Origin of the sequence: Microcoleus sp. B3-A4, from assembly GCF_036705385.1 — a bacterium.
Classification (GTDB): domain Bacteria; phylum Cyanobacteriota; class Cyanobacteriia; order Cyanobacteriales; family Microcoleaceae; genus Microcoleus.
This window is the reverse complement of the sequence record NZ_JAUBUI010000004.1, coordinates 1-25,620: the sequence shown is the minus strand read 5'-3', so window position 1 is coordinate 25,620 and position 25,620 is coordinate 1. Positions and strand designations below refer to the sequence as shown.

19 protein-coding genes and 1 pseudogene are annotated in these 25,620 nt (G+C 46.1%); 7 read left to right on the top strand and 13 right to left on the bottom strand.

Annotation, left to right across the window (positions count from 1 at the left end):
* Positions 1–25: 25 nt before the first annotated feature.
* Entirely contained in the window at positions 26–967 is a 942-nt protein-coding gene (gene cruF / locus QUB33_RS03330; protein ID WP_333347211.1) for a gamma-carotene 1'-hydroxylase CruF, read from the top strand.
* A gap of 260 nt (positions 968–1,227) precedes the next feature.
* Positions 1,228–2,439 (top strand): 2'-O-glycosyltransferase CruG, encoded by a 1,212-nt coding sequence (cruG, locus tag QUB33_RS03325; RefSeq protein ID WP_333347208.1) that lies wholly within the window; start codon positions 1,228–1,230, stop codon positions 2,437–2,439.
* A 97-nt stretch (positions 2,440–2,536) separates the two neighbouring features.
* Here cruG and QUB33_RS03320 read toward each other — a convergent pair whose 3' ends face one another.
* Together QUB33_RS03320 and QUB33_RS03315 are read right to left on the bottom strand one after the other, a co-directional pair.
* The gene (locus QUB33_RS03320; RefSeq protein ID WP_333347205.1) at positions 2,537–3,379 is read right to left on the bottom strand and encodes an ADYC domain-containing protein; all 843 of its coding nucleotides are present in this window, start codon (positions 3,377–3,379) and stop codon (positions 2,537–2,539) included.
* A gap of 70 nt (positions 3,380–3,449) precedes the next feature.
* Positions 3,450–3,722: a hypothetical protein gene (locus QUB33_RS03315; protein WP_333347202.1), complete on the bottom strand. Its 273-nt coding sequence runs from the start codon at positions 3,720–3,722 to the stop codon at positions 3,450–3,452.
* A gap of 231 nt (positions 3,723–3,953) precedes the next feature.
* Between QUB33_RS03315 and QUB33_RS03310 the strand changes: the two genes are divergently transcribed.
* Positions 3,954–7,604: a WD40 domain-containing protein gene (locus QUB33_RS03310; RefSeq protein WP_333347198.1), complete on the top strand. Its 3,651-nt coding sequence runs from the start codon at positions 3,954–3,956 to the stop codon at positions 7,602–7,604.
* A gap of 116 nt (positions 7,605–7,720) precedes the next feature.
* Here QUB33_RS03310 and QUB33_RS03305 read toward each other — a convergent pair whose 3' ends face one another.
* Positions 7,721–8,359 (bottom strand): pentapeptide repeat-containing protein, encoded by a 639-nt coding sequence (locus tag QUB33_RS03305; protein ID WP_333347195.1) that lies wholly within the window; start codon positions 8,357–8,359, stop codon positions 7,721–7,723.
* A 57-nt stretch (positions 8,360–8,416) separates the two neighbouring features.
* Here QUB33_RS03305 and QUB33_RS03300 point away from each other — a divergent pair, with 57 nt between their 5' ends.
* On the top strand, positions 8,417–8,962 hold the full coding sequence (locus QUB33_RS03300; RefSeq protein ID WP_333347192.1) for a phosphatase domain-containing putative toxin: 546 nt from the start codon (positions 8,417–8,419) through the stop codon (positions 8,960–8,962).
* 167 nt (positions 8,963–9,129) lie between these two features.
* Here the strand turns inward: QUB33_RS03300 and blaOXA are convergent, their stop codons facing one another.
* The 5 genes from blaOXA to rnhA form a co-directional block, all read right to left on the bottom strand.
* A complete protein-coding gene (gene blaOXA, locus QUB33_RS03295) occupies positions 9,130–10,002 on the bottom strand; it encodes a class D beta-lactamase (protein ID WP_333347189.1) in 873 nt (290 codons plus the stop codon).
* A 145-nt stretch (positions 10,003–10,147) separates the two neighbouring features.
* Positions 10,148–10,561 carry an MAPEG family protein gene (locus tag QUB33_RS03290; protein WP_333347186.1) on the bottom strand — a complete coding sequence of 138 codons (414 nt, stop codon included), beginning with the start codon at positions 10,559–10,561 and terminating at the stop codon, positions 10,148–10,150.
* Between the two features lie 325 nt (positions 10,562–10,886).
* Positions 10,887–11,351, bottom strand: a complete 465-nt coding sequence (locus tag QUB33_RS03285; RefSeq protein ID WP_333347183.1) for a DUF3037 domain-containing protein — start codon at positions 11,349–11,351, stop codon at positions 10,887–10,889.
* Positions 11,329–12,117, bottom strand: a complete 789-nt coding sequence (locus QUB33_RS03280; protein ID WP_333347180.1) for a HipA family kinase — start codon at positions 12,115–12,117, stop codon at positions 11,329–11,331. The genes QUB33_RS03285 and QUB33_RS03280 overlap by 23 nt, the downstream gene beginning before the upstream one ends.
* 247 nt (positions 12,118–12,364) lie before the next feature.
* Complete coding sequence (gene rnhA, locus QUB33_RS03275) at positions 12,365–13,270, bottom strand: ribonuclease HI (protein ID WP_190738793.1); 906 nt, start codon at positions 13,268–13,270, stop codon at positions 12,365–12,367.
* A gap of 81 nt (positions 13,271–13,351) precedes the next feature.
* On the opposite strand from rnhA, the gene QUB33_RS03270 reads away from it, so the two are divergent.
* Positions 13,352–18,370, top strand: coding sequence for a CHAT domain-containing protein (locus tag QUB33_RS03270; protein WP_333347177.1), 5,019 nt, complete (start codon positions 13,352–13,354; stop codon positions 18,368–18,370).
* A 314-nt stretch (positions 18,371–18,684) separates the two neighbouring features.
* Here the strand turns inward: QUB33_RS03270 and rph are convergent, their stop codons facing one another.
* Positions 18,685–19,404, bottom strand: a complete 720-nt coding sequence (gene rph, locus QUB33_RS03265; RefSeq protein WP_333347174.1) for a ribonuclease PH — start codon at positions 19,402–19,404, stop codon at positions 18,685–18,687.
* A gap of 124 nt (positions 19,405–19,528) precedes the next feature.
* The gene (locus QUB33_RS03260) at positions 19,529–20,095 is read right to left on the bottom strand and encodes a nucleoside monophosphate kinase (RefSeq protein ID WP_333347169.1); all 567 of its coding nucleotides are present in this window, start codon (positions 20,093–20,095) and stop codon (positions 19,529–19,531) included.
* Between the two features lie 356 nt (positions 20,096–20,451).
* On the opposite strand from QUB33_RS03260, the gene QUB33_RS03255 reads away from it, so the two are divergent.
* Positions 20,452–20,979 carry a P-loop NTPase family protein gene (locus QUB33_RS03255; RefSeq protein WP_190738801.1) on the top strand — a complete coding sequence of 176 codons (528 nt, stop codon included), beginning with the start codon at positions 20,452–20,454 and terminating at the stop codon, positions 20,977–20,979.
* Positions 20,980–21,106: 127 nt separating this feature from the next.
* Here QUB33_RS03255 and QUB33_RS03250 read toward each other — a convergent pair whose 3' ends face one another.
* Both QUB33_RS03250 and QUB33_RS03245 read right to left on the bottom strand, forming a co-directional pair.
* Positions 21,107–21,370, bottom strand: a complete 264-nt coding sequence (locus tag QUB33_RS03250; RefSeq protein ID WP_333217442.1) for a hypothetical protein — start codon at positions 21,368–21,370, stop codon at positions 21,107–21,109.
* 218 nt (positions 21,371–21,588) lie between these two features.
* On the bottom strand, positions 21,589–23,088 hold the full coding sequence (locus tag QUB33_RS03245) for a GUN4 domain-containing protein (RefSeq protein ID WP_333347166.1): 1,500 nt from the start codon (positions 23,086–23,088) through the stop codon (positions 21,589–21,591).
* Between the two features lie 609 nt (positions 23,089–23,697).
* Between QUB33_RS03245 and QUB33_RS03240 the strand changes: the two genes are divergently transcribed.
* A complete protein-coding gene (locus QUB33_RS03240; RefSeq protein WP_333347163.1) occupies positions 23,698–25,149 on the top strand; it encodes a hypothetical protein in 1,452 nt (483 codons plus the stop codon).
* A 13-nt stretch (positions 25,150–25,162) separates the two neighbouring features.
* On the opposite strand, the pseudogene QUB33_RS03235 reads toward QUB33_RS03240, so the two are convergent.
* Positions 25,163–25,301: pseudogene (locus QUB33_RS03235) on the bottom strand (IS5/IS1182 family transposase); the annotation flags it as partial.
* Between the last annotated feature and the right edge of the window lie 319 nt (positions 25,302–25,620).

Genomic DNA, 25,620 nt, shown 5'->3' with positions numbered 1-25,620 from the left:
ATCTAATATTTTTTCGAGGAGTCCCATGAAGCAACTTTTGATTGCTGAGCGCTTTTGCCTAATTGCCCACGTCTTCTCAATGGCTTTTGGATTGGCAGGGTTGCTGCTGATTTTACCCCGTCCCGAATTGGTGATGAGTTTGCCACCAGCAGGGCAAACGCTATTCCAGTGGGGGATGGCTGGGGGCGGAGTAGTTTATATCATCTTTGGTGCAGCAGCAGTTGCTCTCTATGCCTTGCGGACGTTGGGTTGGGGTGCAACTCTGGCTTTTTTACTGCCTTCTGTGTTTTTGTCCTTGAGTAGCGAGTTGTTGGGAACGAGTACGGGTTTTCCCTTCGGCCACTACCATTATTTGAGCGGTTTGGGTTACAAAATTGCAGGGCTGGTTCCGTTTACAATTCCCCTCTCGTGGTTTTATCTGGGACTGGTTTCCTATGTAATTGCTCGCGCTGGAGTAGCTGGCGGTAAAGGTGAACTCAACTGGGTGCGCCAAATAGGGGCGATCGCCCTTGGTGCTTTGCTGCTAACAGCTTGGGATTTTGTACTAGATCCGGCGATGAGTCAAACTTCTGTGCCTTTTTGGGAGTTTGAGGAACTTGGGGCTTTCTTTGGGATGCCTTACCGCAATTTGGCTGGCTGGATGGGTACGGGCGCGCTATTTATGTCTGTAGCAGCTTTCTTGTGGAGAAAAACACCGATTAAATTAGAGCGATCGGAATTGGGTTTGCCCTTAATTGTTTATTTGGTAAACTTTGCTTTCGGAGCAATTATCACTGTAACTTCGTTGGATTCTCGGTTCTGGTTCCCGACATCGCTAGCGGTGCTTCTGGGCGTAGTTCCGGCGATCGCGTTAAGCTGGATCGCTAAACCCGCAGCAGGTGACGTAACCGAAACAATGCCGTCTTTGGAGACATCTGTTATCGCGGCTGAAATTCCACCTCAGCCCGTGGGCGTTTTGCGTAAGTGAGTTGCTAGCGAGCAACCCCGGCTGATTTAGCAAAAATTTACACTAAATTTTGAGCTAGTTTAAAAACCCGGTTTCTACAAAAAACCGGGTTTTTTAGTGGTGATTTTTTCATGCCCAATTCCTGTAATATGTTTGAGGCCAAAATTTAATAAAATTTTTTAAATTGATATCAGTTACCAAAAAAATGATATGTAAATAAGCTCCCAACCCATATCCAGTAAGTCATTCCCAATTCTTCAATTATTCAATTCTTCAATAGTATGGTTTTCCCGATCGCCCCTCACCTGTTCTCCCAACCGCTGACAAGTATCATCGCTGTCGCACTCTTGCTACTGCAATTGCCCGCTGCAGCCATTCTGATGTCGCGCTTGATTAAAGGCCCATCGCGCATTCCGCCCCTGGAACCGGATTCGCCGACGCTGGATTTGTTGGGTGCTTGTACTGCGGTAGTACCGACTTTGAACGAAGCCGATCGAATTTCGCCTTGTTTGGAAGGATTGAGCAGCCAAAGTTACGAACTCCGAGAAGCGATCGTAGTTGACAGCTATTCGGTAGACGGAACCGGAGATTTAGTCAAAGCAGCAGCACAAAAAGACCCCCGGTTTCGCTTGATTAACGACGATCCGCTGCCGGCGGGTTGGGTAGGGCGTCCGTGGGCGCTGAATGCGGGTTTTTTGGCAAGTTCTGAGAAGTGCGAGTGGATTTTGGGGATAGATGCGGATACTGTGCCGCATCCGGGTTTGATTGCGAGTTTACTCAAAACAGCGAAAGCTGGAAATTATGATTTGATTTCGCTGTCGCCGCAGTTTATCCTCAAGTATCCGGGGGAGTTGTGGCTGCAACCTGCTTTGTTAATGACTTTGGTTTATCGGTTCGGGCCGACGGGGACTGGCGGGGATGTGCCGGAACGGGTGATGGCGAACGGTCAGTGTTTTTTGTGCAGGCGCGAGGTTTTGGTGGCATTGGGGGGGTATGAGGTCGCGAGGGGTTCGTTTTGCGATGATGTGACTTTGGCTCGCTATGCGGCTGCTAAGGGCTTTAAGGTGGGCTTTTTGGATGGGGCTAAGGTGTTGAAGGTGCGGATGTATGAGGGGGCGATCGAGACTTGGAATGAATGGGGTCGATCGCTCGATTTGAAAGATGCTGCTTCTGGCGGTCAAATTTGGGGCGATTTGTGGCTGTTGCTGGCGGTTCAAGGTTTGCCGGTGCCGATTGTGTTGTGCTATTTGCTGTTTGGTTCGCTGCCGCCGGTTGGTGTATTTCCGCACTTTTGGCTGTTGGGATTGAATGTATTTTTGGTTGCAGTGCGATCGGCTTTGTGTTTTGCGATCGCACCTTCTTACGATACAACTGGGGCATCGGGTAAATGGCTGTTTTGGCTTTCACCTTTGGCCGATCCGTTGGCGTTTTTGCGAATTCTAATTTCTGCTTTAAATCAGCCTACTCAGTGGCGCGGTCGAAAGTATAGTTAGGCTGCAGCAACCGGACATAATATAAGAACACAACAATGTTGTTTCCCTACAAAATTTTGACAAATATAGCGGTTCTCAGTTTTTATCCTTCGATACGCTAAGGGCCTTTTCTTACCAGCGAATCATTGAACATTAAGGAATCTGATTGATTCTGTTTCACTTTTTCAGCAGTTGTCCCACCACCGCTCTCATTAATGCGATCCTTAAGTTTGTTAGGACATTCTTGGCGAATTTCAGATAGTGTATCATACCATCTCGGTCGATTGATAAAAGTCGCACCCTCTGGATTCCAAGCTGCTTCAAATACCATCCCGCTGTTGGGGGTTTTATTTTGAATACCAAGCTCGTCATAGATGTCAATGGGAGTCCCTTTTCGCGTGTGACCTTTGCCGTTTCCGCAGTAATCGGCACGTGTCATGCGCGTGCAAGCTTGGTGATAGTCTCGGAGTGACTTTCCTTTGACATTCTTCCAAGGTTTGTAACCCATGCGAATGCACTTAGCCAGAACCCCACTTGTACAGCCAAATGTCATGAGATCGCTCGATTCTGTGTGCTTTCCTGTCTCATCCCACGAACCCGTTAGCGGAATTGCCTTGGCGACATTCTCGGCATCAGGATTACACAAATTCTTCCATTGAGAATCAGCAGAATCTAGATAAAAAACTGTGTAAAGATAGGTTTCTTTTTCGGGGTCTTTTGGGTCTAGTTCAACATCTTTGATTTGAAAGTTCAGCTTTCTCCCCTGCTCGTCAACTGCGTTAAACTGTGCGCCTTTTAAGTCTTTGCCTTTAACAATTTCAGTCTTCGGGGCAGTCGCGCTGGTGTCTAGTTCGGTTTTATAACTGCTGTTTTGATTCTTTGCAAACACTCCACAGCTAACAAGCAACACCGGAAAAACAACAACAAAACTGTATATAAATGTCTTTTTCATAGTTTCCATTTCTGCCAGGGGTTGAGATACCCGGCTTCTTTGAGAAGTCGGGTATCTGGCTTTCAGTTATCTTTAGCAACTATTCAGCAGCAACTGGCGTTACGCCTACAAGCTGTCCACCTTCGACTTTAAGGCTTTGCAATTCCATGCCTTGCAGTTTTGTGGCTTGCATACTCGTGCCCGGGAGCACGACAGCCTTCAATCTCAAGCCGTTGACGTGCAAGCCGTTCAGACTCCAGCCGTTCCACTGGATGCCCTGGAGCACGATTCCTGGCCCTGCGTTAGCCGACCCAGAGAAAGCTAAAGAGAGTGCTGCTGTAGCGATCGCGATCGTTAATACACTTTTCTTCATGGTGAAAATCCTCAACTGTGTTTTCAAGACGTTGCCTATTTGCTGCAATGTTTGAGCTACTAATTTTCGCAACCGATGGCTTGCAGCTAAAGAGAGGTTGTTTTCCCTCTAATCCCATCTACAAATTCATCAAAACACGCAGATGACCGAGATCGAGACTGAGAACGTACTGACTTGTTACCGACTTTCGAGTAACTTGCTAAAATCTGCATAACTTTCGGAGAATAGGGTATGTCACGATCGCTCAAAGTTCGCAGTGACTGCATTCAGATCGCCAAATTAGCCCTCAAGCGCAATGGCTTTCCCAGCCAAAGAGCCTTTGCTGAAGAATTAGGACTTGCTTTATCCACTCTCAGCAGGTTCCTCACAGGAAAAACCGTTGATTATGCGACTTTTTTAGAAATTTGTGGAAAATTGGCGATTGATTGGCGATCGATCTCTGACTTGGGCGATCGGGTTCTATCCCAGTCTGTAGACGTGAAATCCTCCCTCTTAATTGCCAACAGACACCAAGATTGGGGCGAAGCACCGGATGTCTCGGTTTTCTACGGTCGTAGTGACGAATTGACAACTCTAGAACAATGGATTGTGCAGGATAATTGCCGTTTGGTAGTGTTGCTGGGGATGGGAGGGATTGGTAAAACAGCTTTGGCTGCCAAGCTAGCCCAACAACTACAATCAGGATTTGAATTTGTGATTTGGCGAAGTCTCCGCAATGCCCCTCCCGTAGAAGAGATACTGGCAGAACTGATTCAATTTCTCTCCAACCAAGAAGAAATAAACTTGCCAACCAACCTGGACGGCAGAATTTTGCGGTCGATCGATTATTTACGCTCCTCGCGCTGTCTGCTAGTTTTGGATAATGCTGAATCGGTTTTGCAAGCAGGCGATGAAGTGCGGCATAGCTTTGATTCACGCACGGGACGCTTTCGAGAAGGATATGAAGGTTACGGTGAGTTACTCAAATGTGTTGGGGAAACACACCACAACAGCAGCTTGATACTAACCAGTCGCGAGAAACCACAAGGAATAACCGCTTTAGAGGGCGGAACCCTACCCGTTCGCTGCTTGCAACTAACAGGTTTACCCTCCGTTCAAGGACGAAAAATTTTCTCTGCGAAGGGGTCTTTTACTGGGTCAGAAGATGAATGGACAAGCCTGATTTCACGCTATGGCGGGAATCCCTTAGCTTTAAAGATAGTAGCTTCAGGGGTAACAGAGTTTTTTGATAGCAGTATTTCTCGCTTTTTAGAATTTTTAAAGCAAGGTTTGTTTATTTTTGATGATATCCGCGATTTGTTAGAGCGGCAGTTTCAGCGACTGAGCGATCGAGAACAAGAGATTATGTACTGGTTAGCCATCAATCGCGAACCAGTGTTGTTAGAGGAATTGCAAGAGGATTTTGTCTACCCGATATTAACTAGCGAACTTCTACAGGCACTAGGCTCATTGCAACATCGGTCATTGATTGAAAAAAACAACGCTCGATTTACCCAACAACCTGTAGTCATGGAGTACGTGATTACTCGATTAATTGAGCAGATTTGTAAAGAAATTATTGGGTTAAAAGTTGAATGTTTAAAGGTTGAAAGTTCTAATAAATTTGCTGATTTTCAACCTAATAATCTTCAAGTTTTTAGAAGTTACGCTCTGGTTAAATCTCAAGCAAAAGAATATGTAATTGAGACTCAAACCCGCCTCATTCTTCAACCAGTGATTGATGGATTAATTACGAGTTTTAGCGACGCAAAAACTCTAGAAAGTTGTCTATCTCAAATTCTTGAGATGCTACGAGGGAAACCGCCCCTAAAGACCGGATATGTAAGTGGAAATATTATCAATCTACTTCGCCAATTACAGGTAGATATAAGCGGTTATGACTTTTCAAATCTAACGGTTTGGCAAGCCAACTTCCAGGGGATAAATTTGCACAATGTCAATTTCGCCAATTCTGACCTGTGTCAATCGGTTTTTTCTGACATATTGGGTCCTATTACGTCAGTAGCACTGACACCAGATGGCAAATGTGCGGCGACGGCCGATCTATACAATAATATTCACCTGTGGGACGTGCAAAAAGGCAAACAACTTTTGACCTTTCAGGGACACACCCACTGGGTAAAATCAGTTGCTTGGAGTCCAGATAGTCAAACCCTAGCGAGTAGTAGTTATGACCACACGGTGAAGCTTTGGGATGTTCGTACTGGCATCTGTCTAAAAACTTATACCGGACATAGTAATATAGTTCACTCAGTCGCCTTCAGTCCGGATGGTCAAATTTTAGCGAGTGGTAGTGCTGATAACACAGTAAATTTGTGGAATGTCACGACTGATAGTTGCGTTAGAACGTTCACCGGACATACGAATGAAATCTATTCAGTCGCCTTTAGTCGGGATGGTCAAATTTTAGCGAGTGCTAGTGCTGACAGCACGGTAAAGTTTTGGGATGTACGCAAGGGCAAGTGCTTTAAGACGTTGTACGGACATACGAATTCGGTCTATGCAGTTGCCTTCAGTCCGGATGGTCAAACCCTAGCGAGTGGCAGTGCTGACTGCACAGTCAGGCTTTGGGATATCCGTGATGGTAAGTGCGTTAAAATTTGCACGGGACATAGCAGTGCAGTCAGATCAGTCGCTTTTAGTCCCAATGGTCAAACCGTAGTGAGTGGTAGTTATGACAAAACGGTGAAGTTGTGGGATGTTAGCACGGGTAGCTGTGCAAGAACCTTAATCGGACATAGTGATCGCGTAGAGTCCGTTACCTATGCGGTACGCGCAGGCTACGCCAACAGTCCAGATGGTCAAATAGTAGTGAGTGGTAGTTTTGACTATACAATTCGGTTTTGGGATTGTCAAACAGGCAAATGTTTCAAAACTCACACCGGATATAACAGTTGTGTATTAGCAGTTCCTTTTAGTCCCTGCGGTAAGCTCTTAGCTAGTGGCAACGTTGACACTACACTGAGGCTGTGGGATGTCACTACTGGCAGTTGCGTGAGAACGTTCACGGGACATACTAAACCAGTCATAGGAGTGGCATTTAGTCCTGATGGTAAAACAATCGCTAGTGGGGGTGCCGACAAAACGCTGAAGTTATGGAATGTCAATACGGGCAAGTGCATAAAAACGTTCGCGGGACATACTGATTGGGTATCAGGAGTTGCCTTTAGTCCAGATGGCAAAACTTTAGCCAGTAGCGGTGTTGACCGGAGCATCAGGTTGTGGGATTGTCAAACGGGTCAATGTTTCCGAACTTGTACCGAACCTAGCAATTCCATATTTTTCTTCTCCATATTTTTCGTCACTTTCAGTCCCAGCAGTAAAACCCTAGCCAGTAGCAGTTTTGACTGTGTAAAACTATGGGATGCCAGCACTGGCAGTTGCTTAAAAACCTTCACTGGGCATACAAATGAAGTATGTTGGGTTGCCTTTAGTCCGGATGGTCAAATCGTAGCTAGTGCTAGTGCCGATCGAACGTTGAAGTTGTGGGATGTCAATACGGGTAACTGCATCAAAACATTGACTGGGCATACCAATTGGATATGGTCAGTTGCCTTTAACCCAGACGGGAAAACCTTGGTTAGTGGTAGTTGTGATGGAACGGTGAGGCTATGGGATGTCAGCACTGGAAGATGTATCAGAACTCTCACCGGACATACCCGTGAAATCTACGCAGTCAGTTTTAGTCCGAATGGTCAAACTGTAGCAAGTGGCTGTGCTGATGAAACGGCAAGGCTGTGGGATGTCAATACGGGTGAGTGCCTAAAAATACTGAAACCACCCCGACTCTACGAAGGCATGAATATCACTGGGGTTACAGGTTTAACCCAAGCACAGAAAGCGACGCTAAAAGCTCTCGGCGCGATCGCTCATAGGGAATGAATGGGCGCGATCGCTCGATTTAAAAGATGCTGCTTCTGGCCCTCAAATCTGGGGTGATTTGTGGCTGTTTCTTTGTGGGATAGGCATCCTGCCCGTCCTCAATATTGCCCCGAATTTTACTCAACTATTGCCCCATCTAAGCTTGTTTTTCTTAAGTCGGTTCTCGCTAAATTTGCACCTCTTAAGTCAGCACCTGTTAAGCAAACATTGGTTAAATCTGCATAACTCAAATCAGCACCTCTGAGATTAGCATCCGATAAATTTGCTCCTGATAAATTCGCCCTCACAAGTTGCGATTTACTCAAATTGCTGCCACTCAAATTTGCCGATTGCATCTGTGCTGCCATTAAGTTGGCTTTGCTTAAATTAGTGCTGCTGAGGTTAGCCAAATTCAATTTAGCATAACTCAAATCAATGTTTTCCAACCAAACTTTGCTAACTTGCGCGCATCGCAAGTTAGCATTAATAAAAAACCTGTCTCCAATCGCATAACGGCGCAGCAATTCGTCAACTTCCAGCCGAATTAAAACTGGTTCGCAAGTATTTTGGTAGCACCACGATGTCTCCAGCAAACTAGCGGCTGCTTCAATTGCTACTTTGTCGCATTTAGAGAGCACCAAACTATTGCACCCATCCCACTCACCGTTGAGCATGAATGCCATTTCAGAAGCTGCTGCACTTGAGTCGCATAGCAAAACGGTTTCTGGTTTGGGTTGCAGCCAGTTCATTAAAGCGATCGAGCTGTTGTTTTTCACTGTTGATTCAGGATTTGTGCGTCTTTCTTAATTATAGGTAAAAATATTGAAAACAGTATGCACAAATTCGCTGCAGCTTCAGATAATGAATTAATTGTGTTTGGTGCAGCCAGACCAGGATACCGCGATGCAGAAGTTGCTCGCTGGATGGAATTTATGCAGGGGCATAATATCAAGCAAGTTTGCTGCTTGCTTGCTCAGACGCAACTCATCCGCTACACTGATTTACTGGGAACATATGGGAAAATATTTGGGTGCGATCGAGTTTGCTGGGCACCGATTGCAGACTTTGAATTGGTCGATCGCGATATTTTAATCGATCGAATATTGCCATTTTTGGAATCTGCAAATAGCAAAGGCGAACGGGTGGTAGTTCACTGTTCTGGGGGGATCGGACGTACAGGACAGGTTTTGGCTGCTTGGTTGGTCAGCGGGCGAGGATTGTCTAACAAACAGGCGATCGCAGCAGTAAAAAAAACTGGCAGAAATCCCTATGAAGCAGCGATGGTAGCTTGTTTGAAAGGTCGAAACCCCTGGCTAGTCGTTGAAGAACTTAATGCTCTCTTAGATGATTGTCGCCTTGCTGCGAGAAATGATATATAGCACTATAGCAACTATATATATGTGCCAATTGCGTAAGTCCTAAAATATTTAAAAGACTCGGCTTCCTAGGATCGTCGAACTCAGCCATCGCATAAATGGGTGTTTTGGCTGTCACCGTTAGCCGATCCGCTGGCATTTTTGCGAATATTAGAAAATAAATAACGCACTTAAAGCAGCGCAAGATCCTTGAAGCAACGGCGCGTTAACTCGATTCTTGCAGCTCCGTCATTATTGTTGCGGATGTCAATGTTTGTAGCAAAAAAGTAAACATTTTTATCCTTTTCTAAATAACCTACATACCACCCAATTTGAGGCTTTGTTTGTTCTCCAAAATTTGCCCATCCTGTTTTTGCTCTAATTGTGTAATCGGGAGTTTGTTCAACAACTATGATGTCTTTAACCAGAGACAGCGAGCGCTCAGAAAAGGGTAAGTCATTTTTGTAGAGACGGCGGAGAAATTGAATTTGCTCGTTGGGTGTGATTCGCAGTTCTCCCTCTAACCAGAATTTGTCAATATCGTCTTTGTTACCGATTTTTTGGTTGCCATAACCGACTTTAGCTACCCATTTTTGCATTTGCTCGTGTCCGACTCGGCGGGCGAGAACTTGGTAAAACCAAACGGCGGAAAGTTTCATGGCTTCTCTCATATTCAAGTCTCGATTCCATGCGGGAATTTGCCTTTGAGTTCCATCCCAAGTTAGAACGGCAATCTCATCTGAAATCACCCCTGTTTCTAAGGAAATCAGAGAGTTGAGAATCTTAAATGTAGATGCAGGTAAAAAAGCTGTGGCGTTACGCTGCGGGTTGTGTTGATAAAGCCGCTCGCTATTCAAATCATAAATTGCGATCGAGCCTTCAACTCCTAGCTCTTGAAAGTGCCGTCCAAAATTAATTGTCTGAGCAACATCTCCTCCGCGAGGCGGAGATTCTTGCAGTGGAGGTGGCACGGTTAAGGCTGATGGCGGTGTCTGAACTAAAACAGAAATAATACAGCCTAATACAATTAAAATAACAGCGATCGCACGAGATATTCGGTTCATAAACTTCGATAAGTTAGCAAAATCACAGGCAGTAAGGTCACAGGGGCGATCGACTTGTAAGGTGCGCCTGACTTACGCTTTGTAAGAAACAATTAAGGTTTGCCCCTGACGCATCCTACTATATATGTGTCGCGTAATTTCCCAACTATAAAACTGCCATAATAGTTAAGGCGACCAAGCAGCTTAACTGAATTACTAAGCTGAAGAACCGAAACTTTGGATCGAGACCAGCGATGTGAATCACTGAATGTACAAGCCGAAATAGGATGTACACCACAATCAGCAAATCTACTGCTGTTCCTGAAACACCCCTAACGGTTAGAAGAAAAACAACTCCCAAATACAAAGGCAGGTTTTCTATCAAGTTGGATTGTACTCGAAATAGTCGCCAAAGCAAGCTGTCGTCGTTTTGTGTGCCGAAATCTTTTACTGATCCGCCCGCAGATAGATGCCGAATCCTGACTGCTAGCAAAAAGATAACGACTGCGATCGTCCACAGGATGAAAATTGTTAAACCCCAGAGAGGGAAAGTCATATTTGTCGGTTCGATTTGAATCATCTTTCTACCTTGCGAAACTGTGGTTAAGACTTTAGAAAAGTTAGATCAAATCCGTTAACATCGTTCTGGCCAAATCTCGCCCACCGTCAACAATCACCGACGATGCAACCGGAATTGATCTAATTCATCTGCGTTACTCTGTGTTTATCTGCCCTCATCTGCAGTAAAAAAAAGAGAATGTATTAACCGCAGATGACAAGGGATTGACGCTGATTCACGCAGAGGAAGATCAGAGAGATATGAATAATTCGGATATTCTGAGTGTTTTCCGAAATGGATAGATCGCTCACCAAGCTCAAAGCAGCCTCTAACCGACAAGCTGACGCTAAGTAGAGTGCGATCGCATCTCCTGAGTGTCAATTCCAGCGGCTAGCAACCGAGCGTTTACAGAGGGTTTTCGGCTTGACGATCGCACCATTGTATCGAGCAAGTGTTCGATCGCACCCGGTAGATTCTGGCAAAAACCAGTGTGTACCCGCGATGTCTGAACGATCGTGCTGCGGGGTGCTACGAGCCAGTGAAAGCGCTCTCTGTGGGGAAGTTGACCGATCGCGCCAGATTCGGAGCCGCCTGCACAAATGATGGGAATGACTGCTAGGTGATTGCGAATCATTTCCAGATCCAACGTTGAGTCGATCGCCATCAAGCGCTGTTCATCAATTTCGATACGGGCTTCGAGGAATTTTTTCGTACCGCAGGAAACGATCGCCCCCACGTTGATAAACTCCTCGCGCTCAACTTTCGGAACGACGCGGATAATGGCATAATCATAAAGAAATCGATCGGGCACTAATCGCTTCCTCCAAAAAAATATGTGGTGATTCTAGCCGATTTAGCAGGTACTCAATATAAGCATCCCGATGTTGGTTGCTATCGCTGAAAGGAGAATCTCCTACCAGCCAACTATCAGGAATTAGTTTAACAATGTTGCGAATGATGTCCGGGGTTAGCGTTTGAGTCATCTTTGAATTTGCCGCTTCCAGCGTACTGGCAAAACGCAGCAAAACGTGGTCTTTGATAGGCGGAAAACGATCGCGGCTGCGGGAGAGATAATCTTTCCAGGTGTGGTGGAAGTAGAGGGCTGCACCGTGATCTATCAGCCAAAGCCGGCGGTGCCATACCAGCATATTTGCATTGCGCGACGTGCGATCGATGTTGGTTACAAAAGCATCGAACCAGACGATTTCTGAGGCCAAATCCGCCTCGGACTTCCCCGCTATCGGGTCAAAAGTGATGGAGCCCGGGAGATAGTCGAGGGCGAGGTTGAGGCCTGCACTTGCTCGGATCAAATCTTGAATTTCCGGGTCAGGCTCAGTGCGAGCCAGTTCGGGATCGAGTTCAACAAAGACGAGTTCGGGGATTGGCAGCCCGGAGGCGCGAGCAATCTCTCCCGCTACTAGCTCGGCGATCAGAGATTTGGCTCCCTGGCCCGCACCGCGAAATTTGAGCACGTACATACCATCATCATCTGCTTCGACGATCGCGGGTAGCGACCCGCCCTCGCGTAAGGGAGTGACATATCTGGTAGCAGTGACTGTTCGCAAGCTGATACTCATGCTATTTTCGATTTGCGATTTGAGATTTTCGATGGGAAATCACTGATTTTATGAGGGTTTAGAGTAGGGACTTACAGACAGTTGGATTCTTTATTTTAACTGGGACTGATGTTAAGTAGCCTGTTTAGTCAACTGATGACTAAAAGGACACAACTAATGTTGTGTCCCTACGGAATTTTGCCAAATCTTGCTTTGAGACAGTCATTAGTCATCAGTCATTAATCAACTAATAACTCATGACTAATTACTAATCAGTTGTACTAACGTGGTCGATTCTCTCTAATTGCCAGAGAATTTGGTTGCCTTCGCGCCGCACCCGCGAAACTACCCAATTCCGCCAAACCCAGTTGTCTCCACGACTGGTGACAGCGCTGGCATTGACATCCATCAAATCAGCCAGTTCAGAACTGGTAATCAAGTAGCCTTTCGTCGCAACCTCGTCGGCGATGTGCAACGTTTCGATCAGATTGCGGAGGTCTTGAACCCTCACCTCGCGGGGCAAGTTCTCCAGGGTATCGGCAGTTGAATCCATCATGGTAGAGTTGGAGATCGGAAGGTCAGAAGTTATGACATAGGATTCTATCGTTTTGTTACCAGTTGTGTCCGTTCCTTCCCAAACAATTGTGTTGTCAAAGTGTAGGGGCGGTGCCCCCGTGCCCGCCCCTGCCTCGTCTCCCGTTGGTTTGCGCTGTTGCAGTTCGGGAGTGAGATTGTGGGAGAAGCTGCGGGCGATTTCATCGCATCTGTCGTTGTAGAAGTCGCCGGAGTGGCCGCGGACGTGTTCCCACTTGATTTGCCGGGAATTCAGCTTGTCTAGCAGATGCCAGAGGTCTTGGTTGACAACATCTTTGCCCGTTGAGGTTTTCCAGCCTTTATTTTTCCAGCCTTGAATCCATTTAGTGATGCCGTTTTTAACGTATTCGCTGTCGGTGTAAACGGTGACTGGTTCGGTTTGACCGGAATTGGCAAAAAATTCCAGCGCAGCGACGGCCGCCTGCATTTCCATGCGGTTGTTAGTAGTTTGGGGGTCTCCACCTCCGAGTTCGTGACAGTTGCCGTCGGCGAAGCAAACTACTGCACCCCAGCCGCCTGGGCCTGGGTTGCCGGAACAAGCGCCGTCTGTGTACAAGCTTTTGATTTTGGGAGTTGTCATGAGCGAATTAATTTGTTATTTACAGGTAAGTTGTTTGCAAGTGCCATAATTAAGGCAATTGCGATAGTTTTACTTGCTGCTATGAAAAATGCCAACTTAAAGATTAAAAAGGTTGCGCTATTTATTTGTCCGTTTTCTTTGTTAATTTTTAATACTTTAGCGCAAGCACAGCCCATAGTGCCTGCTGCTGACGGTACGGGTACTGTTGTCACCCCCAGCGGCAACCGCTATGATATCAACGGCGGCAGTTTGTCGGGAGATGGCGCGAATCTTTTTCACAGTTTTGGGCAGTTCGGCTTGAATGAAGGTCAAATTGCTAATTTTCTGACTAATCCGGCTATTCAGAATATATTAGCTCGAATTGCTGGCGGGGACGCTTCGCTAATTAACGGTTTAATTACTGTCACGGGCGGCAATTCTAATCTTTTTCTAATTAATCCTGCGGGGATTGTGTTTGGCCCGAACGCGAGTTTGAATGTGCCGGCGGCTTTTACTGCAACTACTGCTACTGGTGTCGGTTTTGGTTCAAGTTGGTTTAATGCTGCGGGTACAAATAATTTTAGCGCCTTGGTGGGTACGCCAAATGCTTTTTATTTTAGTGCGGGTGTACCGGGAAGTATTGTTAATGCTGGCAATTTAGCGGTGACTCCTGGGCAAAATTTGGCTTTGCTTGGCGGTACGGTTGTTAGTACGGGTCAGTTGTCGGCTGCGGGCGGGCAAATTACTGTTGCTGCTGTTGGGGGAGATCAGGTTCTCCGCATTAGTCAACCGGGGCATTTGTTGAGTTTGGAAATAGCAACTGGCGGAAATTTTGGTAATTCTCAACAGACTTTGAATCCTGTTTCTTTGCCGCAGTTGCTAACAGGTACTGGGCAAAATCAGGCTGCGGGGGTTGCGGTTGCTGATGACGGTTCTGTGCGGCTTGTGGGTTCTGGTTTGCAGGTGAATTCTGGGGATGTGGCGATTGCTGCTAATGTGTCTGGGCTGCCGCAGTTGAATGCGGGAGGTGCGAATTTATGGGCTGCGGAAAATCTCACGTTAGCGGGCGCTAGGCTGCAAACTACGGGGGATTTGAGTTTGCTGGGTCGGGATGCGGTGCGGGTCAGGGACAGCGCCCAGAATCCTTTTTTGGCGCAGGCTGGGGGGAATTTATACATTCAGGGCGATCGCACTATTGATATTCTCACTCAAAATGCGATCGGCGGCTTATCTCTTCCCGCGCAATTCCAAAGCGGCGGCAATTTGAGTTTGGTTAGCAACGGCGTTATTTCGGGGGATGCCCACTTTGTTTCTGGTGGCAATTTTTCGATTCGCAATTTGTCGGGAATGCCGGGAAATTTTGTCAGTTTATTTGACCCGATTATCAGTTCGGAAGGAGATGTTTTCTTTGGAGATTATACCGGAGTTTCGCTGAAAGTCGAGGCGAAGGGGAGCATTGTTGCCGAGGATATTACAATTACCGGCCCCGATAGTGCATTGGGTAGGGAAAATGTGAGCGGTGATCCAGATATTGCTATTTTAACCAGCAGTCCGGCCTTAATTCTACGGGCTGGAGTGCAAGATTTGGCAAATTCTCCTAATCCTGCTACGGACAGTTTAGGTGAAGATGCAATATTTATAGATTCATTACTATCGAATAATTTGATTTCTGTTGAAAATATTTCGGCCGGCGGGCCGGTGATTTTGTCAGCGCCGGGAAGTATCGCAACTAGAGATATTAATGGCGGTCAAATTAGTCTCGAAAGCAGGGAAGGGGCAGTGGTAGTTGGGGGCAGATTAACGTCTAATTCGACAATTAATATTCAAGCTAATGACAATATTATCTTGACAAGTGACATTTCTCGTGCTGATATCAACGGCAGTATTAGTCTGAATACTGTTCGAGGCAATATAGTAACAGGGTCGATCGATACTGGGACTTCCGGGGCGATCGCACTCAGAGCTTTTGGCAATGTGAATTTTGGGACTTTGCAGGGATCTAATGTTGATATTACCAGTAACTCCGGGGCATTGGGGGTTTTGACGGATGCCAATACCATTGTGCCTAATACTACACCAGTCAATATCACAGCAACTGAGAATATCAATTTGACAGCTTTTAGGGACTTAACGGTTGGCAATCTCACCGCTGCGACTGTCAATGCTAGCAGCAGCAATGGGAGTGTTAATACGGGGGCGATCGCTACTTCTGGAGATGTCAGAATTGTAGCGGGACAGGAAATCAACACAGGGGCAATAACTGTTAATCCTGTTGCCACAAATCCAGTTAATCCCCTCATTCCTACAGTAAATTTGGATGCACAAACTAATATGAATGTTGCATCGATTAACGCTGGCACTGCCACGATTAATTTGAGAGCGTCCAGCGATTTAAATGCAGGGAATTTGCAAGGTGGAGCCGTTGAAATCAATAGCGCTCAGGGAAATATTGCGATCGGTAATACTACATCTCTTGGAAATATTAATATAATAGGTTCGGGAAATGTAAATTCCGGGGATTTGCTGGGAGAAAGAGTTAATATAAATAGCAATTCGGGAAGTATTAATATTGAAACCGCTACAGCAACAGAAAATACTCTCAATTTAAGAGCGCTGCTAAATGTAAATTCCGGGGATGTGGGGGGAGTTGGAGTTAATGTAAACAGCAATGCGGGAAGTATTAATATTGGCAATATCGACGCCACAACAGGAAATGTCAATTTGACCAGTTCTGGCAATGCAAATTCCCGAGATTTGCGGGGAGTTGGAGTTAATGTAACTAGCAATACGGCAAGTATTAATATTGGCAATACGGACGCCACAACAGGAAATGTGAATTTAACAGCGCCGCTTGATGTAAATTCACGAGACTTGCAGGGAGTTGCAGTTGATGTCACTAGCAGCAGGGGAACAGTCAGCACTGGCAATATAAGTGCTGCCGAAAGTGTCGGAATTTTAGCGGGGAACGAAATCGCAATTGGGCGAATAAATGTTAATCCTGTTGTTAGTGCCGATCGCACTTCTACAGTAAATCTTAACGCTCAAAATGATATCAGTGTTGCATCGATCAATGCTCCGGGCGGTAATGTTGAGATCACAACTCCGGGTTTAGTTCGAGTGACGGGTACTTTTGACCAAAACGGCACTCCTCTTAGCGTCTCGACTCTTGGTAGCATTCAACCGGGTACAGTTACGATCCGCCACGGCGGCGGCACTGTCAATCCGCCGACGCCTTTTGCGGTGGGAGATGCGACGACTAACGGTACTGCTGGGGCGATCGCCAGTAATCCTGTGGGTACGATTACTCAGGGCCGATCTTTCATCAATTCTTACACTCAAGGCAATAGTGCGATCGTCACTACAAATCAACCAACTAATCCCGACAATCCAAATAATCCAAATAATCCCGACAATCCAAATAATCCAAATAATCCCGACAATCCAAATAATCCCGACAATCCAAATAATCCCGACAATCCAAATAATCCCGACAATCCAAATAATCCAAATAATCCCGACAATCCAAATAACCCAAATAATCCCGACAATCCAAATAATCCAAATAATCCCGACACTCCAAATAACCCGAATAATCCCGACACTCCCAATAATCCAAATAATCCAAATAATCCCAATAACCCCAATTCGCCCCCCATATCACCAAGGGATAGATTGCCATTTGATAGAGGGCGATTGCTTTTCCCGGATTCCAACCAACCCTTTAGTCGCCAACAGCGGCAGAACCAAAACAGAATATCCCGAGATATAGGAAAACCTGGAGACAGGATGCCGGCCGAAAGAATGCAATCTCCCAGAGGACTGAGAAATTTTATCAATTCAAATATCAGAGATTCAGTTATTCAGTCAGCATTTCGCGGCGACATCGGCAGGAATTTGGAGGCTGGGAAAATATCGGAAGCTTTGTCTCTGCTGGACAAATCTTTCAGCCAAGAATTCCGAGAATATTTCGGCATCAACATCAGTGACGAGTTGGTATCCCCAGAGGAAATCCAAAAAAAGCTAGCATCGGTGGGCGCAGCAACGGGCACGAAACCCAGCTTAATTTATCTGTTCTCACAGCCCGAAGAATTAAATTTAATGCTAATAAATTCTTGCGGTGAAGTGGTTCACAAAAGTGTGCCGGCTGCGAACCGGGCAGAACTGCTGAAAGTTGTAAATGAGTTCAGGGGTGAGATTACCAAACCGGGAGTGCGAACTACTACGAGTTATCTACCATCTTCCCAACAGCTTTATAAGTGGATGATTGCGCCTTTAGAGGACAGTTTGAAAAAGTGCGAAACCGATACTATTTCCTTTGTGGTCGATCGAGGTTTGAGAGGTATGCCCTTTGCTGCTTTGCATGACGGACAGCAATTTTTGGTGGAAAAGTACAGTCTCAGCCTCATGCCCAGCATGAATTTAACAGATAGTCGCTACGTCGATATCAGAAATTCTCAAGTTTTAGCAATGGGTGCCTCAGAATTTTCAGAGTTGAATCCTTTGCCTGCAGTTCCTACGGAAATAGCCGCTATTTCCAGAGAGTGGCCGGGAGTTAGTTTTCTGAATGAGGATTTCACTGTGGATAATTTGAAGCGACAGCATCAAAGCCGACCTTTTGGGGTTATTCACTTAGCTACTCACGGCGAATTTCGACCTGGAGTACCGAATAATTCTTTTATTCAGTTTTGGAATAGTCGGCTGCGACTGGATCAATTGCGGGATTTGAGATTGAATGATCCGCAGGTCAATCTGTTAGTTTTAAGTGCTTGTCGGACTGCGGTGGGAGATGCACAGGCGGAGTTGGGTTTTGGGGGTTTGGCGCTGCAAGCGGGGGTGCAAACGGCTTTGGGAAGTTTGTGGTACGTGAGTGATGAAGGTACTTTGGGATTGATGAGTGAGTTTTACCAGCAGTTGAAGACAGCGCGAATTAAGGGGGCGGCGCTGCGACAAGCGCAAATTGCGATGTTGCGGGGAGATGTGCGTTTGGAGGGTGGTCGATTGCGGGGTTTGAGTCGGGGTGAGGGGGTGGAGTTGCCTAGTTCGCTGCAAGGGTTTGCGGATTTAAAGTTGTCGCATCCTTATTATTGGTCGGCTTTTGTGATGATTGGGAGTCCTTGGTGATGGGTGATTTGTTATTGGTTGGATATCAATGATTTTTCGCGAAAAGTCGATCGCCCGCAAGCAAGCAAGTTCCGAGTGCGATCGCCTTTTTTACTATTTTTTATGCCGAGTCCGCCACCACACGATCGCTTGATAGGGACACGGCGAAAGCCTTTGTCCCTACACTTCATCAACCTGGAATACGCTGTATTATATAGAGGACACGGCAGTGCCAATTTGTGTCAACTTAACGTCAAACCCGTTTTTACCAAATCTGCTGACTGAAACCAAGTATGATCGTAAAAACCCGGTTTCTTGACTCCCATGCGTAAGTCTTACTGAACTAAAGCTTGCCGCTGAGCCTCCAACAATTCTTGAATTCCCGTTTCTGCCAAATCCAAAATTTGATTTAACTGACTCCGGCTGAAACTTCCTTCTTCCGCAGTTCCCTGAACTTCGATGATGTTCAAATCTCCATTCATTACCACATTACAATCAATTTCAGCCGCCACATCTTCAACATAATTCAAATCTAAAAATGGCTCGCCTTCCAAAAGTCCGACAGACACGGCCGCCACTTGACGAATAATGGGCGATCGCACTAAATCACCTTTTTGTACCAACTTGTTCAAAGCGTCAGCCACAGCCACAAACCCGCCAGTAATGGAAGTTGTCCGAGTCCCCGCGTCCGCTTGCAAAACATCCGCATCCACAAGTATGGTGCGTTCTCCCAAGAGTTGCATATCCAAGCACGATCGCAAACTGCGCCCAATCAACCGCTGAATCTCTTGAGTCCGTCCCGATAATTTCATAAATTCCCGCTCTTGTCGCTGCGGCGTAGAACCAGGTAACATTCGGTATTCCGCTGTCAGCCAACCTTGTCCGGTATTCTCCAGAAATCTAGGCACTCCCGGCTTGATTGTAACGCTGCAAAGTACCTGAGTATCGCCACTTTTCGCGAGTACGGAACCGCTAGCAAATTTGGTAAACTGTCGATCGAAACTAATCGGACGAATTTGATTTGGTTGTCTGCCGTCTGGACGCTGGAAAGACATAATATTTAGGTGATTGGTAATGGGTAATTGGATATAAAAGATTGAAAATAGGATATTAATCTTCCGGTCTTTTTTGATTTTTTAAATAAGCAGTCATTCAACCTAAAATGAAAAATCTAAAATGCTATGAGTATTGACCTTTAGCCTCGATCAATGTGAGAATATCCTGCTGGACTTGTTGTGGAGATCGATCGCCATCAATAGTTAACAATTTGTTGCGGTGTTCGTAATACTCTAAAAGAGGAATAGTGCGTTCGTGGAACAAATCGAGGCGACGCTGTAAAATTTCAGGGTGGTCATCCGATCGATCTCGCTCGATCGACCTGCTCAGCAAAACCTCGATCGGCACTTTCAGCCAAACTGCCCAATCTAGCTCCTGCGCCAACTCCTCTAATAAAAAATCCAACTCCTCAGCTTGAAAAGCAGTTCGCGGATAGCCCTCCAATACCCAGCCATTAAAGACATCCCACAGCAGCAGTCGGCGGCGAAAGAATTGAATCATAGTTGCGTCGGGAACTAATTCCCCTCTTTCGACATAAGACACCGCCCGCTTGCCTAAATCTGTGTCTTCTGCGATCGCCTCCCGTAGAATGTCTCCCACCGCCAGCAAAGGAAGGCTCAAATTGCTGCAAAGTAATTCAGCCTGAGTTCCCTTTCCCGCTCCTGGCCCTCCCAGAATCACCACTCTCACAGTCTCTGCTCCTAGTGCCGCGACATTCAAATTTTACGCGATGTGTGTACCTTTTCTTAAAAGCCCTGGACGCCGCCAGACTCTCATCACCTTGGTTTTTCACCCTATAACTGTATAAATGTCAAGCTCCACGCCGTATTTTGGTAAAAAAGCCCGTTTCTGTGTAAGTGCTAATTGAGTTCAAAAATCGAACAAACGACTGCGAATGCCACTGTCGCGAGCTTTTGACAACTTGTATATCTAGTGTTCGATCCGATGTGCACTCGGCCCCGTACACTATATATTGTCAAGCAGGCTTCAGCCGCGCCAAGGTCGGAGCTGCACTCAAGACTTAGTTGCTGATTAAATATTGCCCTATGGTTGCTCAGTTACAAACCCCTAAACTCAATTTAAACCACAGCTTGCCCTACACAGTTCAAGGGCTGGTGCAAGTTTTTACAGGCCCGCACCGCTGCTTTTTTACCAGTGTCATGGCTCAGGCCCTCCGAATTGCAGGACAGGGAGCTCCCGTGCTAGCGGTGCAGTTCCTCAAAGGGGGAATTAATCAAGGGCATCAGCATCCAGTGCGGCTGGGGCAAAATTTAGATTGGGTGCGCTGCGATTTGTCACGCTGCATTGAGAATGCCGATTTAGATGAGCTGGAAACGCGATCGCTCCAACAATTGTGGCAGTATGTTCAAAATGCAGTGCGCGAAGGTCGTTATTCCTTAGTTATTCTCGATGAATTGAGTTTAGCGGTTAATTTGGGCTTGATTCCCGAAGCCGAAGTGGTGGCATTGATTGACAACAAGCCGCATCATTTGGATATGATTTTTACCGGGCCATCCATGCCGCAAAGAATTTTGGATGTAGCCGACCAAATTACTGAAATTCGCCGCAGTTAAGGACAATGATTCAATTTGCGAGATCCTTTTTAGCGGTCGCATTTTTTATGTAAAAAAAAATATGTAAAAAAATAGGCGATCGCTTAGCTCAAAGAGCGATCGCACGCTGATCAATTTACCAGCGACGTTACGCTTGAACTACCGGATCGAACACAACACTCAATCGATCCGCCGGTACCATCCGCTTGAGAATTTTCAAGTGACCGTCTGCATCAGACCAACTGCGAAACTCACCCACAACCACCTTTTCCACATTTGGAAGCGATCGAACTATAGTCCACGGCTTGAGACGTTTTTCTTGCAACATACTAGATAAATCTCCTTGGTAAATTGGAGCAAAAGCCAGTCCCCATGGTTGGCCACCGCCGAGGACTGGCTTTTGACTTTGCAAACTTGCCCTTCTCTAAGAACATAGCACAAAAAAAAGGGTTTGGGATTATATCTTATTTTTCGCTTTTTTTAGAGCTATTTTCTACATAACAGATGATTAAACTCAACACTTGTTAACTCTTTAATTCTCAACTCAAAACTCTTTCATGACTAACACTTCGACTTCGCTTGGGGTGCAGCCTGACTAATAAATTCTGCCTTCTACCTTCTACCTTCCTTCTACAAATCCCGCCGCGACAGCAGAAACCAGATCCCACCCAAACCCAAAACACCGCACAAAACCCCGCCTTCCCACCCAAAAACAGTCCCCCCCGGCAAATGTCCAGGCTTTGCCTTAGAAGTAAAATTCAGCTCCGAATAGTATACCCACTGGCTGTTAACCCGCCAGCCTACTCGATCGCCAAACTTCTCCCAAACTGTAGCATCATAAACACCAGCCTTTCCCCCCGACTTTACCCACAAACCCTTTTGCACAGAAAAACCAAATCTGCGGTGACTGTGCCGCACCCAAAGTTGATCGATAGTCTCCAAATCCTTAGCTGGAAACTTCCTAATATCTTCCTCGCTCAAATAACCCCGTGAAACTTGCTGCATCACCTCCAGCATTTTCACAGAAGTTTCTTCATCAGCACCCCGCCAATTTTTAGCAGCCAGCAGCCTGGCCAAGTGAGAATAATCAATACCTTTTTCGGACTCTAAATTCACAGCAACTAGCGGAGAATCAGTCACCGGTTGAGTCGGCACAGAAGGACTAAGGACAGTTGCCTGCTGTGACTTTTCCAGCACAGGGACAACAACAACCGGAGGTTTTAAAGCATCCAAAACTTCGACAGCCGATTTGTAGCGATCTTTAACATATTCCTGAATCAACTTATCCAAAACCTGACCTAAATCCTCGCTAATTTGTGTTCCTTTTGGCAAAGCCTCCCTCCAAAGCCAGCGACCTTCAAGCGGATCGTAAAGGTCATCGTGAATGTCCCCGTAGATATCCAGATAAGGCATAACAGAAGTCAGCAAGCGAATGCAAGTCACCCCCAAACTATAAAGGTCGCTAGCAGGAACAGCCCTACCGTGACGCTGTTCTAGAGCCGCGTAGCCGGGAGTTCCCAACTTAGTTCCTGTTTTGGTCGGAGCAGCAGCTACTACCTGTTTAGAAACCCCAAAATCTATCAGCACTAACTTACGATCGCGAGATCGGCGGATCACATTCTCAGGTTTAATATCGCGGTGAATTACATTTCTGTCGTGAACAAACTTCAATAAAGGCAACAAATCTAACAGCAGTTCGCAAGTTTTAATTTCGCTATAAGCACCGTACTTTTCTAGCTCATCCTTTAAATTATAGCCATCAATAAACTCTTGCACTAAATACAACCGCCCATCTTCCTCAAAATAAGAAATTAACTGAGGAATTTGCGGGTGCTTCAGTTCGTATAACCGCCTTGCCTCTTGTTCAAACAGCCGAACATATTTTTTAAAATGACCGGGCTTCCGCTGAAACTCTTGAGGAGGTGACAACTGTTTAATCACGCACAATTCCTCAAATTTTCCATGATTAACAGCTCGGAAAGTCCTGCCAAATCCCCCATCGCGCAGCGGTTCAGTTGCTGCATAAAGGTCTTTTAGCAGCAGCTTAGAACCACAATTAAGACAATACTTTGTGCCTGGTGGGTTCTGACGCTTGTCTCTTGGGCAATCGAGATTAAGGCAGTATGTCATATATTAAAAAAATGCGAATAAAATTATACTCAGGGTTTTATATTATTCAAGAGTCCGATCGCGAGCTGGTTTTTGTAGAGGCGAAACCTCGAACCTTACGGAGGCGGCCGCCACCCTCGCGATCGGAAGGGGCGCTCTCGCCAGACTACCCCTGAGCAAGTATAACTCTCTTAAGGGTTTGACCTCAAACTCGAAGTCCACATCTAACCTTAGACTCCGAGCCGTCCAATACATTTGATTTAGCGGTCAAATAGCCCCTAGATCAAACAGAAATAGTAATTTATTACCAGCCCCGTGAGCTCTGCAACGCCAAAAAAACTGAGGATTCCGCCTGAGATATAATTTTATTGCCAGAGAGAAGCACACTAACGGGAGCCACAGCTTCCGTCAAGTTAGAGCGACTTTAATATTTTACCCGTATAATTTTTAACTTAACCAGGCGTAATTAACAATCCAAAAATCCCCAACAAACGCACGTTAAAATCAATACTAGCTTCCTCGATCGCAAGCCGAGCCAGACCAGACACTTAGCCAGTTTTCCCTGTTTCCTTTTTTCAGCTATTACCAGTTACATCTAATTCGATCGGTCTACTTAATTAGGAATCGCCAGTGACACCAAAACTACAGCCCTCTCCCACTCCAAACTCCCACAAAAAATCACCAAAAGTACCCTGGTTCGAGCGGTTCATGGCACTGGTCGCCCTAGGAAATTTAAGCCTAGTATTATTTGACATAACTTACGTCCCCGGTCGAGATTTCTACTTCCGGCAACTGCCAGCTCTTACTCAAGTATACGACCCATTTAAAGGTATTAAACCCCACCGAGACACCCAGCAATATCTGGAAACCTTAGAAGAATTAAAAACTCAAGTAGTGCAAACAGGGTTGCCCTCTCCCCAAGTAGCAGCAAAATTGCAGGAAATAAACAATCTGAGCGCGAAAATGATCGACGAAGATCCCTTTCGAGTAGCATCAAAAAGTGGCACCCTAGAAAAAATAAAAGACCGGATGCGCGATCGCGCCCCGAATCCGCAAGACTCCGCTAAACAATCATTCCAAACATTCTGGAGCCAAAACTATTTAAACAAACAAGGCTGGCAAAAAGAAATCAAGTGGTTTGACTCCAAAATCAAGCCATTAATCGCCACCAACTATTACCGCGAGATCGGAGAAAACGGCGAATTCACCGATAACTTCTGGCTAATCGACCTGCCATTTATTGCCATATTCGCGATCGAATTTCTAGCCCGTACCTACTGGATCACCCGCCGCCACCGCAGCGTCACTTGGCGAGCAGCCATGCTCTGGCGATGGTACGACATCTTCATGCTTCTCCCATTCTGGCGCCTGTTGCGAGTATTACCCGTCACAATTCGCATCCACCAAGCCAAAATGCCGGATCTCCAACCCATACGCGCCCAAATCAGCCGAGGTTTCGTCGCCAACTTCGCCCAAGAATTGACCGAAGTTGTAGTAATTCAACTCATCAACCAGATGCAACAATCAATTACCACAGGCGAACTAACTCGTCAACTCTTTAAATCCCAAAAACAGCGCTATGTAGACATCAACAATATCAATGAAATAGAAGCGATCGCCACCCATCTAGTGCAAATAACCGTCTACAAAGTCCTTCCCCAACTCCAGCCAGACCTAGAAGCCCTCCTCCGGTACAATATTGAAAGCTTCCTCAAACAATCCCCCCTCTATCAAGGATGGAAGCAAGTACCCGGCCTCGGAAATCTGCCCGAACAGCTAGCACAGCAATTAGTTGCAGAACTCTCAAAATTAGTCACCCTCGGCCCCCAAGATGCCTACGAAGCCTTCAAAATCGCCACCGAAGACCCCATAGGCATGAAACTCTCAAGCCAGCTAGTCCAACATTTCGGGCAAGCTTTAGGAACCGAACTGCAACAGCAGCAAACCTGGCAAGAAATACAACTGCTGTTGTGCGACTTCCTAGAAGAGTTCAAAATCAACTACATTCAGCGGTTGAGCGAAGAAGACTTCGAGAAAATTTTAGAACAAGCCAAAGAACTGCAACGGATAGCCCCGCGTTAGGGCGTGTCATCACTCGGAAGTCTCCAAACCGTTCGGACAAGTCTCGCCACGGGATGCCCGGGAAGCGGTACAAAACCGCTTCTACAAAAAACCAATTTTAGGCAGACTGTCCCACCCACATAACCTTCACATCCGCGCAACAAATCTTTGATCCTTTCCCACTGTTAATCCCGTAGGGGATAACGGCGGCTTGTCGTGCCGATCGAATCCTTCTAGTCGGCTGTATTTCTCCTTTACCTTCCTTTACATTAACTGATGACAAACCCTAGCCTCTAGGATTTGAAAAAGCTTTAAATCCTTGCCAGCCATGTGTTTACCTCTAATACCAAATTCACGATTAAGCTTAGGTAATTTCCCAGAATTAAAAGAATAGCCCTAACCCTCTTCTGTGTCATAAGCTGCTACGCAGCTAAATCGGATAAAATAGCATTGCCTTTATTTTTGACTTTTCTATCCCATTTAATAACCATT